This window comes from Halochromatium glycolicum (assembly GCF_016584085.1).
Lineage (GTDB): Bacteria > Pseudomonadota > Gammaproteobacteria > Chromatiales > Chromatiaceae > Lamprobacter > Lamprobacter glycolicus.
The window spans coordinates 1-15,385 of the sequence record NZ_NRSJ01000069.1 but is presented as its reverse complement, the minus strand read 5'-3'; the positions used below and the strand labels follow the sequence as shown (position 1 = coordinate 15,385).

Below are 15,385 nucleotides of genomic sequence, written 5' to 3'. Positions count from 1 at the left end.
GAGCTTGTCACGCAAGATGCGGCTGACCTGGCTCTCGGAGAGGGTCACACCAAAGTGCTCGCGGATCAGGGTGCGCACCTCGCGGGTCTGCCAGAACGGGCGGTCTTCGAGCAGGGCCTTCAGGGCGTTCAGGGCGTTCAGGGCGTTCAAGTCGCCGTCATCGAGCGACGGCGGCCGTCCGGGTTCACCGCCGCTCTCGGTCGGATGGCACACGCCGCGGTAGCCACGCTCGCGCCACGCCCGCACCCACACATAAGCGGTCGGCTCGGGCACATCGACCATCGCGCAGATTTGCGCCAATGCGAGCGAGCGTGGCAGCTCGGCGAGGAGGTTCAGCAAGGTCAGGCGCAGGCGCACGGTGGGGTCTTTCTCTTCTTCTAAATACCGGCGCAACTGCGTTTTGTTCGGAATCTCGATGCGACGACTGCGGGTCATCTTCATCACCTCCGAGTCAGGTCTGCAATACCTGCTTAACTATAGAACAAACTGCTGTCAACTATAATGTCCGCGACTCAACTTAGGCTATTTAAACATCTCATAATGGAATTACTCGCTTATCGAGCGGAAGGGCGAGTACCTGAACCCGACTTGGTCATGGACGATCCTCACCAAGCAGAAGCGTTCATGCTCGCCGGACGCGAGAATGGGGTCGTCGCTCCTACGTATCTCTTTCATTCGCTCCAAATTAGCCGCCTCATCAGCCATGGCGATCAGGTGCTCGACCTTGCTTGCGGCCCCGCAAACCAACTCGCCCAGATCGCACGTATTCACCCCGATGCGAATTTCATTGGCTTGGATGCGTCGCCGGAGATGCTGAAACGGGCAAATTCAAACGTGAGTCGATTTGGCTTGAGGAATGTGCAGTTCAGAACCGGGCATATCCAAGACCTGGGAGAGTTCCCTGACAACTCGACCGATCTCGTCATCTCGACGATGTCGCTTCATCATCTACCCGATCTAAAGGCGCTAGGAAGGACTTTCCGCGAGGCGGCAAGAGTGCTGCGGCCAGATGGTGGTCTCTACCTCGCAGACTTTAGCCGCCTTAAGCGAGAAGCGACACGCCGGTTCTTCGCAGAGAAAGATCAAGATCAGCAGCCCGATGAGTTCACCAAGGATTACCTGAATTCCTTGCTAGCTGCTTTCACCTCGCGAGAGCTAAGGGATGCAATGGGGGTATTTGGCCTCGGTACACGCTTTAATGCGACAGCCTTCGTTCCGTTTATGGTTGTAATTCACAAAGGAGTGCAGTACCCCATATTACCTAGCGTCCGCTCGGAATGCAGAGCAATCTATAAGCGCCTTAATTCCCGGCAAAAAACCGATTTTCGACGACTCAAAAGCTTTTTCTTGCTCGGAGGACTTTCTACCCCACATTTTTAATTGGTTAGGGCGTGCGAAATGTTGTCCGCCTGAATCCTGCTCCGTTCCACTCCGCTGTCAAACGTAAGTTGCTATAGTTAAAACACTTCCGTTGTCGATACCACCCGGTGGGAATTGCGCAGGCAACGTAATAAAATACAGCGCCTCGCGCGACCACCAAAAAAAAGCTCCGCTTGTGCGGAGCTTTGTCTTCCGTATGCTACGGAAGAGTGACCGGTTAGGTCATTCGGCTAAGCGTTCTTAGGGCAAACGGCCTTAGGATAAACGGCGCCGCCAGGTTGTGAAGCCGAGTCCGATCAGGCCCAGCCCGATAAGCCCCATCGTCGCAGGCGTTGGAACAGCATTAACATTGAAGTCAACGGCCCCCGTGGACACAATCCTAACGAGATCGCCATCAGTCTCAATCTGTTGCGATGTGTTGTTGAAGTCGTTGAACGCGACATTGTAAAACGGCACCGGATCTACAAAGAATGTGTCGCCAAAGGCGGTATTCGAGTACGTCGAGAATGCGTTGAACGCGTTACCTCCTTGACTCGTCGGCTCAATGACACCTGCGACAAGGTTGCCAGTACCAATCAGCTGCACTCCGGTTGCGGCCGAGGTATCGACAGTTGGGTCAACAAAGTCGGTGATTGCGGTGGGGTTAAACTCGACATCGACACCCGATGCGCCGTAAATGTCGAAGGTCAACGAGGTCAAGAAGAGATCGATGCCAGGGGCTATGGTGTCTGCTGGATTCTGCGGCGCAACTGTGTAGTCAAACTCGGCCCACAACTGCCAGTCGGAGCCTAGAAATGTGCCGTTAACCGGAACTGCAGAATCTGTAAAGCCGTTGAAGGCGATCCATCCTGTGCCAACCCCGGTGTTCGCGGTGGTATCCAGCGTGACAAGCGTCGAGGCGCTTCCGCCCATTTGATCGGCGGTGAAAGTTGATGTCGCGCCCGCCGAGAAGACCGTCGGGTCAACCTCGAACAACGGAGCTGCCGCGGCCTGAAAGCTCGTTGCAATCCCAAGGGCTGCAACTGCTCCGAATCTGTGAAGAGAAGGGGTGAAGAAAGCCATTTTCGTTTGGTCCTCTGCTGGGGAAGGTTGAGCCGACGGCATAGTCGGCCCGCGCACTACTTGGTAAGCATACTCAGTGCCAGAGTTGAAAAAAGCCTACTTGGCAAGAACATAGCGCGTGAAGGGGCGCACCACTCCAGAATTTGCGTCAGCTGTTGCAAAATTTCCTGACACTTCCGACACCCGGAAGGCACTCTCGCACGGATACTATCACTCTCGCGTTGGCTCTCTCGCATTGGCAAGCGGCTGCGATCGCCGGATGCGAAGGCCCTTCGAGGAACGCGGAGAAATCCTCGATGGAACCGGCAAAGCGGCTGCTAACTTATGCTTAAATTCTCGTAACAGGCCCGCCGCAGCGTCGAAGCACCAATAGCCTACCCGTATCATGTCGCCCAGCACGTGCTCCCACACACTCCAAACGGCGCAAAAACCGATCTGCAGCCACGACGTGAAGACTATCGTCGCGACTGCACGCCGCGACGGTCACGCGCTCTACCCGATATCCAAAGGACACAATTGGGGCTATGGTTCCCGATCGGCGGTAGGTCAGGATAATAGCATCGTTGATCTCAGCGGCATGAACAGCATCCGCAACGCCGACGCCATCTCGCTGGACCACCCTGTCGCTGTTATTGAGCCAGGCGTCACCCAGGGTCAGCTCCACGCCTTCCTCTGTGAGCGCTGCCCAGCGCTCACTTTCAACGTCACTGGAGCGGGTAACGAGACAAGCCTGATCGGCTGTGCCTTGGATCGCGGTGTCGGCTACTTCGGGCCGCGCCGCGAGGACCTGTTTGGGCTCGAGATCGTCACCGGGACCGGCGAGGTCCTGAAGACCGGGTTTCGTCGTCTTGGGGAAGACTCTCCGCTGGCGCATCTGCACCCAGACGGACTCGGACCGATCCTCGACGGGCTCTTTTTTCAAGGCAACTTCGGCATCGTCACCAGCGCCTGCCTGCGCCTGCGGCCACGGCGCCCGCGCGAGGTCGCGGTTTCGCTCTCCCTTCACGAGCGCGAGGACCTCGGCGAATTGATCAACCGGCTGGCGCGGCTCAAGCGCGACGGGCTCCTGACCTCGGTAACCCACATCGGCAACCGTGCCCGTAACCACTCCACCCTCACCTACGGCATCGCGCGCTATCTGGAAACCGCCTGCGGCCAATCGCCGGCGCAGGCGCTGGCCGAGTCCGAGAAGGTGTTGAACCTGATTGCGCCGAATGAGTGGGCGTCCCTCGCCGCGGTGACGGGTAATCACGGACAAGTCCGTGCCGCGCTGCGCGAGATCCGACAGCGGATCGGCAAACTCGCGCGGGTGAGGGTCGTGACTGATCGCCTTCTTGACGTCGGCTTCCTCGTCGCTCACGCGCTGCGGTTTCTGCCCTTCGCCCGCGCCAACGCTGCCGCGATCGACGCAATGCGGCCCCTGCACCGGCTGGCGCTGGGGACCCCGACCGACCTGCCGATCCAGAATCTGATGTGGCAGTATGGGCATCCGAACCTTAATGTCAAAGAATTTGACAGCTCCCACTGCGGCGTCTTGTTCATCAGCCCCGCCCTTCCACTGAACGGCGCGATGGTGATGGACGTTGCCGCGAATATGGAGCGCATCGCGGAGGAGCATGGTCATCGCCTCTACACGACGCTCAATATCGAGACCGCCACCTCGCTGGTCGCGGTGACCAACCTGCTCTTCGACCGCAGCGAGGCCGAGCAAACCGACCGGGCCTACCGTTGCGCCGACGCCTTGCTTACCTACATCCACGAATGTGGCCTTTCACCCTACCGCGCGCGTGTCGATATGATGGACAAAATCGTCTCGCCGGACGATCCTTACTGGCAGACAGTGCGCAAGCTTAAGCAGGTATTCGATCCCGACAACATCATCGCCCCTGGCCGGTATAACTTGCTGTAGTCAACCTGAACCGCGACCTCGGGCGGCAGTTTTGATGGTTCGGAATACCAGTACAGGCGCATTTCCTCGCCCTCGGTATCCTCCAAGCACTGCACGCAGACCCCCCTCGGCCCTGACGGCCTTGAGGTCAGTGCCATCGCGGGGGGCGAACTGACGAATGCGCTCACGACTAACCACCAGGTAGCGATAATCCTGCTCACTAACCCAGCGCAGATTCTCACCGGTGGCGATGCTGCGGCCCGTGACCACGACGGGCCCATTGGGTGCGCACAAGCGTGAGCATCTCGACTAAGGTCCTGCCTTTTGGTGAAAAGGAACGATCCCGGCCAATGCAATCAAACGCTTAGATAAAAAAAACCGAAAATTAATTCTGCTTTGTTACACTCACGCAACCGATTGCTTTTTTGGCATAATCAACAAATTCCTTTGGCCTCATTCGATATTTTTCAGCTGCATGCGTGCTCGTTTACCTCAACGGTCAGAGAAAAGCACTGATTCATTGCACGTGCTTGAGCATTTGTCTGAGCATCTCGATGGCTATCGTGACAGGAACGCATCCTGGTCATGAGCAATAACCCAGAGCACGCGTCCGTCCAGCATTCGCTGTCCAACATGACAGAAGCCGGTGTCTCGCTTGCCGACCTCACCTGTCGCCAAGCGCAACGGTATCGGGTCAAGCGTGCGTTCCAGGAGGCCAAAAGCGATATTGGCACCGGCTATCAAGTGCGCAAATGGACTGCCCGGCACCATCACATGGCGCTGGTCATGCTGGCACACTCCTTGTCTCGTCAAAGAACGACTCGCTCATCAAGACGCGCTTCCCTTGTTGAGTGCGACCGATATCCGCCGCATGCTCATCGCCAAGATCCTCGAAGACGCCCCTTGATCGACAAGCGAATGGCGCAAATGGAACGCCGTCCTGCTCCGCGACGCAAGGATATCGAACGTCACCCAAAACGGGCGCAGGCTGGTTAGTCGGGCAGTTCAGAATAAATCTGACAAAGGAGAAGTACTCTCACCAGTTCCTTCAACCCAGGCGCTTTCGTACTTTGGCAAACTCTCATTCCGGACCGACACTGTGATACAGCAGAAAAATCTTGAGGCCGCCATCGACCGATGGCGCAAGGTACTCGGAGCGGCTCGGGTTCTAACACAACCTTCAACAATCAAACGATATTGCCGCAATACTGCAGGGGCGGAGCGCCGCGTCAGTGCTGTTCTCCAACCAGAAAGCTTGACAGAGATCGAGGCTTTAGTTCGCGTTGCCGGTGAGTACAAGCTGCCACTCTACCCGATCAGCACCGGCCACAACTGGGGATACGGCAGCGCCAGCCCGGTCACCGACGATGCGGTCATCGTCGACCTGTCGCGCTTGAGCGGCATCGACGACAGCGAGATCGAGCTCGGCCTCATCACTGTGGAGCCGGGGGTAACTCAGGGGATCCTGCGGGACTTCCTGGATCAGCACGGGCACCCGTTTCTTGTCCCGGTCCACGGCGGCGGGCCGAACTGCAGCTTGGTCGGCAATGCATTAGAGCGCGGCTACGGAATCCCCGCTAGTCCCGATGATACCACCGCAGGCGCGCGATTATGTCGACATGGTCGACCGGGTCTGCCGCCAACACGGGATCGAACCGCTGATCACGCTGACCAGCCTGTCCGAACGCTGCTTTGACAGCACGGTGCCGCTGCTATTCAATCGCAACCATCCTGCAGAAATCGAGCGCGCGCATAACTGCCATCGCGCCCTACTGAACGGGGGAAAGGCGCTCGGCTGCATACCCTACCGCTCAAACACTCAGACTATGGACTGGTTCGTCAACGCCGATCACTCCCACTGGCGGCTGGTCAGGCAGTTGAAAGAGGCAGTCGACCCGGAAGGGGTGATCGCGCCGGGACGATATTGCCTCCCTTAGAACTCGTGATGAAAACACCAGGTACGCCCCGGCCCGCAACTCGAATCCTATCGAGGTCCTCTCGCTCAACCTGGAGCGGGCGCCTGAAACCACACCGTTCAAAATGGCTGCGTAAAAACATGAGACATGGCGACGACATCCTTGACATTCACCAACCCTTGTGAAGGGTGCTCCGGCTCCTCCACCGTCGAATTAAACGATCACCAAATTAAGAATAGCGCGTCACAGCACTGGTGTATCGCCTCTTCATGCCGCCTTTTTTGGTCCATTAGTCGCCTGAACAGATCCTTAAGCGGCCCCGCCGACAAGAGACTCGAAAGGCAGCAGTAGTAAGCAAAGGTCAGGTGCTCACAATTCTCGACATAGTCAAGAACGTCGTCCTCGACAGGCTTGCTCCCGAAATCGGAATTAAGGACAGCACGGCGTAGCCTATCAGTGCAGCGTTGCAGCTCAAGCACCTGCTGCTGGGTCAGCTTTGCCTGTCTCGCCCGCGCGGCGCCTCGCAACTCATCGGCGTTTTGCTTTGCAGCCGCATAAAGCGTTAGCAATGCTGGGCGCACCTGAGGGTCGACGGTTGCAGCGAGCGCCCGATATCGTTCAGCGGCGAGCTCCTCGGATACGACTATGAGGCCTAGCGCCTCGCCTACTACGGAATCGGCCGCTACATCAGGTTCCAGGGTCGGTTCAATGTTATCGGCCATATCAATGCCTTCGCAGCAGTACGAAGACGAAGACTCATCGACCCGTGCCCCCAAAATCCGATCACCAAAATTCTCTTCACGGAATCGAGTAGGTCTTTGCCCAGCGAGTCTCAACACTCTCTAGATGCTTTGCCTCTTCGTCCCGCAGAAACGCGAAGAGCTTGCGCAATGGTCCCGGCGGCGTCAGTTCCGCCAGGTAGCTATAATGCTCGTGCGCGGTACGCTCTCTCGCCTCAGCGTACGCCAAGATGTCATCTTCTCCCTTGACATCTTGTAGATCCGGGAGGCGGATATAAGAACCGAAGCGTTCTGTTGTCGGCGCTCTCGCGATCGCTTGGTAACGAAACTGCATCAAGTCATCCGCCCGCGACAACTGCTCGAGCAATGAGTAGTGCTCGAGCTCCTCTTCTGCCAGCTCGGTTACCAGTGTCCTTAGATCGGGCTCGAGCTTCTTTGCCAAAGCGGAATAAAATTGATAGGCTGACTGTTCGAAAGCCATTGCGATCTTCAACACTTCATCTGATGTCATTCTTGACATCGAATCCGTGGAGACACTGACTGTGACTTCGGATTGCATATCGTCTGCCCCAATCATCTATTATGCAACTCTGGAACCAAGACGCCTAGGCGGGCCATCAGTACGTGACGACCCGCGCCACGACTGAGCCTGCGCAGCTTCAACAATTTCAGACGGAATCTGCCTGACAGTTGCAGTCGCGCCACTGGTCGAGACCGAATTTCCGGACAAAAGTTCCAGTTCGGAAAAAGCGATGTATGCCGGAGCACTATCCGCCATCTCAGCAAAGCTCACCGATTGAGACCGCATCCCAGCATAAGCCGTCCTCACATCGCCACGGTGAGGGATACGCACACCACGATGCTCAAGAGGCTCTCCCACCACGTCCAAAGGTATGCCGAAGCGCTTCAACATGCGAGCCAGCGCACGATTAATAATAAAGTACGTGTAGTCGAACCCGTTCGCCATCTCCCAATCAAGGCATGCATAGATCAAGCGTTGAATGATCTCGTGATCCCACTGACGAAAGAATACAAGCTCGCCTTCGCTGCGCTCGACGCCCGGGGGTGCCCAGCGTCCAATCCGAAACCCACTCTCCATCCGACCGTAGCGAGCCCGCACGCAGAGGCGAGAAAACTCGACCGAGCGCCTGCGCTCTTCAGCGCTATCAACGAAGGGCGAACCAGCAATTGCTTCGCTCGGCATTGCAGCCTCATTGGCCGGGATAAGCCGCATCGCCCCGACCCATAGATGCGCCAGCCGATCCCAAACGAGAAAATGCACCCCGTGTTGGTCGTATTCGTCGCGTTCCTGTTGATCAGGAAAGCGGCTCGCGTCCTCGAACCCAGCCTCCTCGCAAAATACTTGATAACGCAGGTGAAAATGTAAGCGTCTCGCAAATGCAGTGTCCGCGAGAATTGTTTCAAACCGATTCATTATCATGTCAGTATTCGCCTAATAGACTGAGCCACATACAGTAAAAACCTAACAGAATATGCCGGCACCTCGAACATGGATCACATACCCTGGCGGTGCAGTCATTCTGATTAGGCACCTTAGACCAACACCCTTGCCTAACATGAAGCCGAACAGACCTGTTTAGCCGGCTTGCTCTCCTGACCTTGTTCTGAGCCAAGGGGTGCGCTGCGAGGAGCAAAGGCAAGTTACCGATGCTCTTAACAGTCTTCTAAAGATCACAGAGCCAGGATAATTAGCACAAAACGTGCCCAAACTAACTCAAGAGCGTATCTCGCTCCACGTCATCGACCCCCGTCCGTGCGAATCGAGGCTTTACGGGGCGACCGTTGCACCAGCGCCTAGTACGCCTGTTTTTCTAGCTTTTACCGCTTTTTCTTAGCCTCGCTAGCACGATGCGGATGCGTCTGAAGAAGATGCAAGGCACTACGCCTGATCGCCATTCGTTGCCCGACTCAGGCGCGGAAGCAGCCGTTCAGTGACGCCTCGGTGTAAAGAAACCTGACACGCTTGGTCCTAGCACCCAACGTTGTCAGCGGGCGGGCTCCAGTAGCGACTCAGAGGCGCGTATTTCATCTCATCGTATTCAGTTGTGTCACCATCGTCGTCCAGTTTTTTTCTCCGTCAACGACTCCAAGCGTCGCGAGACGCCTAGGCGCAGCGTCTGGCTGTACCCAGCCACCCATTGATCGATTGCTGTGACTGGCCACAAGAAATGATCCCCGTTCAAGGACGCGTCTCGACAAACACAATGATTTCTTGGTAGCCGCCCATCTTCATCGCCTGCCCGGCGCTTAGGTTGATTTTCCAGCCACGACCGAGCACCTTGGTGGACGCATTCGCGGGGCCGTCCGTCGTTGGGGCGAACTAAGCCTCTACACATAAAATGCTAAGTTATTTCATGGGCTTAGCGCATGATGGCCGCATGGTATACTGCAAGGTTACCAATCGGCCCGAGCCGAAGAGGTTGCCTGGCCACCGCGGATGCCTGCTCGCGGCGCCCTTCTTGACGCTCACGATCCCAGCCTCGGCCAATCGCCTCGACGCAATGACCGGCAGTAACCCTCTTATGCGCAAAGACCCTCGCCGATCTTCCCAAGCCGTCGCCCTTTCCCGCGCCGCCCTGTCACTACTGGTCGCCTTTCTGATCACCGCATGTGGGCAGATCGATCTCTCGGCTGCCGAGCGTATCGCAAGGGCCGAGCAGGCGCACGCTGACGGCAACATCAACGCCGCGGTCATCGAGATCAAGAACGCGTTGCAGCAGAGGCCCAATCATGCCGAGGCCCGTCGGCTGCTCGGTGAATACAGCCTCGCCCTCGGTGAGGCCGAGGAGGCCGAAGCCGAGCTGGAACGCGCGCAGGCGCTCGGCAGCGATCCGGTGGCACTGCAGCTGCCCCTGCTGCGCGCTTGGTCGATGCAGGGCAAGCACCAGCAGGTCATCGAGGCGACGGAGTCAGTCGACGCCTATGCCCCCTCGCAGCAGCCCGTCGCGCTGACGCTGCGGGCACAGTCGCTCCTGACCAAAGAGCAATTCGAGGAGGCGCGCGCCACGCTCGATCGAGCATTGAACCTGGACCCGACAAACGCCGAGGTCCTACTCGGCTTGGCCTGGGTCGATTGGCTGAACGACGACCTCGCTGCCACCCGCGCCAGGCTGCAAGCGACTTTGCAGCATGATCCAGGGCTCGATCGCGCCTGGGAGCTGCTCGGCGATGTGGAGCGAGAAGCCGGCCGCCTGGACGAAGCCGCGGCGGCCTACACCCGAGCCATCGAGACCACCAACCAGCCTTTATCGCCCCGCGTCAAGCGCGCGCTGACCAACCTGTCACGACAAGACGCCGACGCCGTCGAGGCGGACGTCAACGTGCTGGCGCGCCGCTATGCAACGCATCCCGAGGTGAGCTTCGTGCGCGGACTCGCGGCTCTTAATGCGGAGCGCTTCCAGGAGGCACGCCGGCATCTAGAGGAAACGCTGTACCGAAATTCAGAGTACGTGCCCGCGATGCTCGCGCTCGGCAAGGCGCATTACGGCCTCGAGAACTGGCAGCAGGCAGAAAGCCTTCTCAGCCGCTACATCAGTTACGTGCGCAACGCCCCGGAAGCCAGCCGCCTGCTGGCGGCGATTCGGATGCAGGGTGGCCGCACCTACAGCGCCGAACGGGCGCTGAATGCGCAACTCTATCGTGCACCGGAAGATCAAAACACCCTGGCGATGATCAGTAACCTGTATCTCGCCGAAGGACGCCCCGACGAAGCCCTGCATCATCTACGCCACGCCATCAAATTGGAGCCCGAATCGGCCAAGACGCGGGCGCAGCTCGGCTTGGCCTTGATGGAAACGGGTCAGCGCGAGGAAGGGTTTTGCGAGCTCGAGCGTGCCCTTGAGCTCGCTCCCGAGCAGACCCCGAGTCTTGAGGTCGCGATGATCCTGGAGCGAATTCGCAGCAGCGAAGACCATGAACGGACTTTCGCCCTGCTCGAACGTCTGCGCGATCGCGATGACCTCAGCCCCGATCTTTATTACGTTCTCAAAGGTCTTGCGTACGTCGGGCAAGGCGATGTCGAGACAGCCAAAGCGGTGTTTCGCGAAGGGATCGAGTCAGGCGCAGATGTTACAGGAGATCTGGCGAGCAACCTGGCCAGTCTGCTCGCTCGCGAGGGGCAGCTCCAAGACGCGCGGGCGATCGCCACTGAGGCATTGGAAGCCCATCCTGACCACCTTGGCCTGCTCCTCAACCTCGCCATCATCAGCACCGCCAATGGTGATCGGGAACAGACCGAAACCCTGCTCGAGCGCGCCGTTGCGGCCCATCCCGACACCTTACGAGCACGGCGCAAGCTGGCGGTGAGCTACCTCGAGACCGAGCGCGCCGAGCAGGCCGTTGAGATCTTGCAACCCGTCGAAGAGAGACATGGCCAAGCGGTCGCCTGGCTTCGCCCGATGGCACTGGCGCGATTGCGCACGGGCGAAGAAACCGGTGCGGCGGAGGTGCTGCAGCGACTTCGGCAACTGCAGCCGGCGGCGGCGGATGTCCGTTTCATGCTCGGCCGCCTGCTGGCCCGAATGGGTGATGTCTTCGAGGCGGGAGCCGTGCTGCTGGAGGGCATCGCGCTGCAGCCAGACAACCTCGACGCAAGACTCTTGGCAGTGCAGTTGCTGGTTGCGGAAAATCGCCTGCATCAGGCCTTCAGAGTCATCGAGCCGGCGAGACGGAAGCATCCGGACAACGTCGATGTCCTGACCCAAAGCGGGATTGTCGCGGTGCGTCAGAAACGTTTCACGGACGCGATCTCGGACTTCGAGCAAGCGGTCGCTATGCAGCCGGAGAATCGCAGTCTCACCATCGCGCTCGCGCAGGCGCAATGGAGCGCGGGTGAACAGGCGAGCGCGCTGGAAACGATGCGCCAGTGGCTCCAGGAACACCCCAAAGACCTTGGTATGCGAACGGCGCTCGCGCAATCCTATCTCGCCCAAGACCGAACCGAGGAGGCGACTGTCGCATTCGAGCGCGTCCTCGAGCAGCAGCCCGACAGCCTCGTCGCACTGAATGAGCTAGCGGAGCTCCTGCGCAACAGCGATCCTGAAAGAGCGCTGGATTTGGCCGAGAGCGCTGTCGCGCTTACGCCCAAATCCGGCACTGCGCAAAGCACCTTAGGCCGCATCCTCCTTGACAAGGGCGACTATCCACAAGCGGTCGCCGCACTCCGCAAGGCGGCCCAACTGACGAACAACGCGCCTGCCGTCCAGCTGAGCCTCGCCAAGGCGCTCGCCGCGAACGGCGAGGAGGCTGAGGCCAAGGCACTACTTCAGGGCGTCATCGAAGCGCATCTAGACTCAGACGAACGAGACGAGGCCCAGCGCATCTTAGAGCGCCTGTCAGGCCCTGCTCCTATCTGATCCGTAAGGCCCGTCGCGCGCCGACGCGATCAATACGTCAATTTTTCTTACAGTCAAGCAGGCCACGACCTAGATAAAACGTTAACATGCTATTTTCTTTTTATAAAGTATAAGGTTGCAAAATAAGGCATAAATTTTGCTTTCGATATATGTATATATATACAGCAATCTTCATGGCCCTATCCGCGAATACGAACGGAGAAGAACAATCTCATGCGAAAGCCAAGTCCACTATTTCTTACTACAACCACAGCGCTCTCGGCGATGCTGCTTTTCGGAGAAGTTTCAGCCACCGGCACCTGCACCACGACCGATGTTCAGATTACCGCGGCATGGCTTGCGACTGACTCAAACAAGACCAACGTCCTAGTCGATGAGGACGGAAATTCGCGCGGCCCGATTAACGCCCTCTCCTGCGTCGGCTCGTTTTACGGAAATGACCAACCACAACCAACGACCAATCTGGGTTGGCTGAATGATGGCTGGGCGAATGGTGAGGAATGGAAAGGGGGTGACCAAAATGCTGAAACATTCGAGGGCGATCTCTTCATCGGCCAAGTAAACGAGCATGATGATGATCCCGAAAGCGCTAACTATGGCGAAGCGACAGGTAAAAAAATTGACTCTGGTCTTGAGCTTCAAGCGCTTAAAAACGATGATAAAGACGACCCAGGCTGGATCACTGTCGGCAAATACGAGGCTTGCGATGATGCGAACTGTACCGGTGAGTTTCTCTCTCCAGAACTCAAGATTTTTCAGATGAATCAGATGAAAGCGTTGAATATAAAAACAGTGAGGGCAAGGTTGTTCGCCTGATCGGTGACGATGCTAAAGAAGGAGGCCTGCAAACCTTCTTCTCCTGTACTAATTGCGATAATGGCTCCAAGGGTAAGGATGCGGAGTGGTCACTCACGCCTGACGCAGACATCCCAGAGCGCTTCGATGCAGTCTCAGGCCAAGATGACAAGTCCTTCTTCGATGCCTTTTCGCTCGTGCTGAAGGGAGGAACCTATTACACGGCCTACCTATTTACTGCGGCTCAACTCGGCATCACTGATCTAGGGACGGTTTACAATTTCAGCGGCGAATTCAACATGCCGACTATTACAGTTACCAAGGGCAACAAGACGCAGCAAAGGCAGCCGGGCCTATCCCACATCACAGTGCTCGCACATGATCCCCCTAGCAGTGGCACGACCACTCCGGTCCCAGAGCCTGGTGTGCTGTGGCTTATGGGATTCGGTTGGATCGGTCTCGCGGGGTTTGTACGCATCAATGCGAGGCGTAAGGTTAGCTCATCGATGCCGCATTAGAGGGCGATTGACACCCGTCTTGTCGACCGGAGGTTCCCGATGCCTGTTGTCGAGGCCGAGCTTGTCCTGTTAAGTGGACCCCATGAGCACCGACTCTCCTGCCGAACCCAGCGAGGAACGCCTACGCCAATGGCACCGACTATTCGGCATCGCGCTGATGGACCTGTTCGAGGGCGCGCCCTGGCGGGTGGAACTCGAACAGGAGCTCGCCCTGCGCAGCCAGTTACTCGATGTCGCCATCATTGAGGCCACTGGCGAAGTTGAGGCCACAGGCGAAGGCGCGCAGCGTAGCTCGGTGCCCCAACCGCCCCTCGAACTGCCCGATGGCCTGGAGAACCTGCGCCCGCACAATCTGCTGACCTACAAATCCCGTCACGAACCGCTGAATGCCTGGACGCTTGATGAGCTGATTGGTCACTACGTCAACGATCGCAAGCTCAGGCTTGACCGTAAAGGCGAGCGCCACCGCGAAAGTGCCTTTGGCCTCTACGCTGTGGCCACGCGCTTTCCGCGCGATCTGGTGCGCACGCACCCGTTACAGCCGACCAACTGGGAAGGTGTCTATGAACTGCGCTGGGGCGGACATCGGGTGCGCGTGATCGTGCTCAATGCCATTGCCCAGCACCCGCGCAACGCCGCTTGGGAACTCTTTGCCTGCGAGCAGGATCGCATGCGCCAGGGGCTGATCCACTACCGCGCCCGCCACCCGCATTCCAGCCAAGGCGGGCACTGGGCGCTACTTGAACACCTCTACCTGATCTATCAACAGGAGCTCCCCGATATGGCCTACACCATGGAAGACTTTATCCGCGAGACCCACGAACTCGTGATCAAGGATGCGCTCAAGCGGCGCGATCCAGCAGAGATCCTCAAGCACTATGCCCCCGAGGAGCGGCTCAAGGGGCTCGATCCCGAGGAGCGGCTCAAGGGGCTCGATCCAGCCACGATCGAAGCCTGGCTCGCCAAACAGCACCGGGATCATTGAACAGCTGCCATCCGCTGACCGCTGACCGACCATGCCCGCCACCGCCGACCCTCTCTATCAACGCCACCGCCTGAGCGCCGATGACTACGAGCGCATGGGCCAGGCCGGCATCCTCGGCGAGGACGATCGCGTCGAGCTGATCGAGGGGGAGATCATCGATATGCCGCCCATCGGCAGCCCACATGGCGGGGCCGTCAACCGCATCGCCAACCGCCTTGTGCGTGCGGTCACTGAGAATGACGCGATTCTGTCAACTCAAAACCCTGTGCGACTCAGCGACTTCTCCGAGCCCGAGCCGGATATCGCGCTGCTTCGCCCACGCGATGACTTCTATGCCAAGCGCCATCCTGGCCCCGAGGATGTGCTGCTGCTGATCGAGGTCGCGGAGACCTCGCTGCGTTACGATCGTGACAAGAAATTGCCGCTCTATGCGCGCGCGGGCATCCCGGAGAGTTGGCTCGTCGATCTGAGCGGAAAAGTCCTTTGGCTCTATCGCGATCCGGGGCCTGAGGGCTATGCCCGTATCCGCCAGGCCAGGGATCTCTCGGCACTCCGTCCCCTCTGCCTGCCGGATGCTTTGCTTGATCTCAGCGGCCTGTTCTAGCGGGCCGGTTTGTGTTCCTCGCTCGCCACCGCCTCGCGGTGCACCAGCTCCCAGCCGCTGTAGAGCAGCAGGATCGGGTGCAGGGTCGCCTCGCCGAGCTCGGCAGCGATGCGCCGATCGCC

At 58.4% G+C, this 15,385-nt stretch carries 15 protein-coding genes; 10 read left to right on the top strand and 5 right to left on the bottom strand.

From position 1 onward, the window contains the following. On the bottom strand, positions 1-435 hold a 435-nt coding region (locus CKO40_RS22340; protein WP_200348666.1), incomplete at its 3' end, for a helix-turn-helix domain-containing protein. A 159-nt stretch (positions 436-594) separates the two neighbouring features. Between CKO40_RS22340 and CKO40_RS22335 the strand changes: the two genes are divergently transcribed. Then, positions 595-1,380, top strand: coding sequence for a class I SAM-dependent methyltransferase (locus tag CKO40_RS22335; RefSeq protein WP_200348665.1), 786 nt, complete (start codon positions 595-597; stop codon positions 1,378-1,380). 255 nt (positions 1,381-1,635) lie between these two features. On the opposite strand, the gene pepA is transcribed toward CKO40_RS22335, so the two are convergent. Then, positions 1,636-2,442: a flocculation-associated PEP-CTERM protein PepA gene (gene pepA / locus CKO40_RS22330; RefSeq protein ID WP_200348664.1), complete on the bottom strand. Its 807-nt coding sequence runs from the start codon at positions 2,440-2,442 to the stop codon at positions 1,636-1,638. 385 nt (positions 2,443-2,827) lie between these two features. On the opposite strand from pepA, the gene CKO40_RS22325 reads away from it, so the two are divergent. The 4 genes from CKO40_RS22325 to CKO40_RS22310 all read left to right on the top strand — a co-directional run bounded on the left by CKO40_RS22325 (position 2,828) and on the right by CKO40_RS22310 (position 6,267). Next, complete coding sequence (locus tag CKO40_RS22325) at positions 2,828-4,351, top strand: FAD-binding oxidoreductase (protein ID WP_207173804.1); 1,524 nt, start codon at positions 2,828-2,830, stop codon at positions 4,349-4,351. A 564-nt stretch (positions 4,352-4,915) separates the two neighbouring features. Beyond that, complete coding sequence (locus tag CKO40_RS22320; RefSeq protein WP_200348662.1) at positions 4,916-5,326, top strand: hypothetical protein; 411 nt, start codon at positions 4,916-4,918, stop codon at positions 5,324-5,326. A 103-nt stretch (positions 5,327-5,429) separates the two neighbouring features. Beyond that, positions 5,430-6,026 (top strand): FAD-binding oxidoreductase, encoded by a 597-nt coding sequence (locus CKO40_RS25520; RefSeq protein WP_200348661.1) that lies wholly within the window; start codon positions 5,430-5,432, stop codon positions 6,024-6,026. Next, positions 5,917-6,267 carry a hypothetical protein gene (locus CKO40_RS22310; protein ID WP_200348667.1) on the top strand — a complete coding sequence of 117 codons (351 nt, stop codon included), beginning with the start codon at positions 5,917-5,919 and terminating at the stop codon, positions 6,265-6,267. Before CKO40_RS25520 ends, CKO40_RS22310 begins: the two co-directional genes overlap by 110 nt. Before the next feature lie 200 nt (positions 6,268-6,467). On the opposite strand, the gene CKO40_RS22305 is transcribed toward CKO40_RS22310, so the two are convergent. The 3 genes from CKO40_RS22305 to CKO40_RS22295 all read right to left on the bottom strand — a co-directional run bounded on the left by CKO40_RS22305 (position 6,468) and on the right by CKO40_RS22295 (position 8,421). Next, complete coding sequence (locus CKO40_RS22305; RefSeq protein WP_200348660.1) at positions 6,468-6,968, bottom strand: hypothetical protein; 501 nt, start codon at positions 6,966-6,968, stop codon at positions 6,468-6,470. A 76-nt stretch (positions 6,969-7,044) separates the two neighbouring features. Beyond that, complete coding sequence (locus tag CKO40_RS22300) at positions 7,045-7,545, bottom strand: ferritin family protein (RefSeq protein WP_200348659.1); 501 nt, start codon at positions 7,543-7,545, stop codon at positions 7,045-7,047. A 21-nt stretch (positions 7,546-7,566) separates the two neighbouring features. Continuing rightward, on the bottom strand, positions 7,567-8,421 hold the full coding sequence (locus tag CKO40_RS22295) for a PEP-CTERM/exosortase system-associated acyltransferase (RefSeq protein ID WP_200348658.1): 855 nt from the start codon (positions 8,419-8,421) through the stop codon (positions 7,567-7,569). Between the two features lie 1,108 nt (positions 8,422-9,529). Between CKO40_RS22295 and prsT the strand changes: the two genes are divergently transcribed. The 5 genes from prsT (at position 9,530) to CKO40_RS22270 (ending at position 15,263) form a co-directional block, all read left to right on the top strand. After that, positions 9,530-12,361: an XrtA/PEP-CTERM system TPR-repeat protein PrsT gene (gene prsT / locus CKO40_RS22290; protein ID WP_200348657.1), complete on the top strand. Its 2,832-nt coding sequence runs from the start codon at positions 9,530-9,532 to the stop codon at positions 12,359-12,361. Between the two features lie 213 nt (positions 12,362-12,574). Then, on the top strand, positions 12,575-13,177 hold the full coding sequence (locus CKO40_RS22285; RefSeq protein ID WP_200348656.1) for a hypothetical protein: 603 nt from the start codon (positions 12,575-12,577) through the stop codon (positions 13,175-13,177). Positions 13,178-13,455: 278 nt separating this feature from the next. Next, positions 13,456-13,674 carry a PEP-CTERM sorting domain-containing protein gene (locus CKO40_RS25515; protein ID WP_420827408.1) on the top strand — a complete coding sequence of 73 codons (219 nt, stop codon included), beginning with the start codon at positions 13,456-13,458 and terminating at the stop codon, positions 13,672-13,674. Between the two features lie 82 nt (positions 13,675-13,756). Next, entirely contained in the window at positions 13,757-14,659 is a 903-nt protein-coding gene (locus tag CKO40_RS22275; RefSeq protein ID WP_200348654.1) for a hypothetical protein, read from the top strand. A gap of 31 nt (positions 14,660-14,690) precedes the next feature. Further along, positions 14,691-15,263: a Uma2 family endonuclease gene (locus CKO40_RS22270; RefSeq protein ID WP_200348653.1), complete on the top strand. Its 573-nt coding sequence runs from the start codon at positions 14,691-14,693 to the stop codon at positions 15,261-15,263. Positions 15,264-15,385 lie beyond the last annotated feature (122 nt).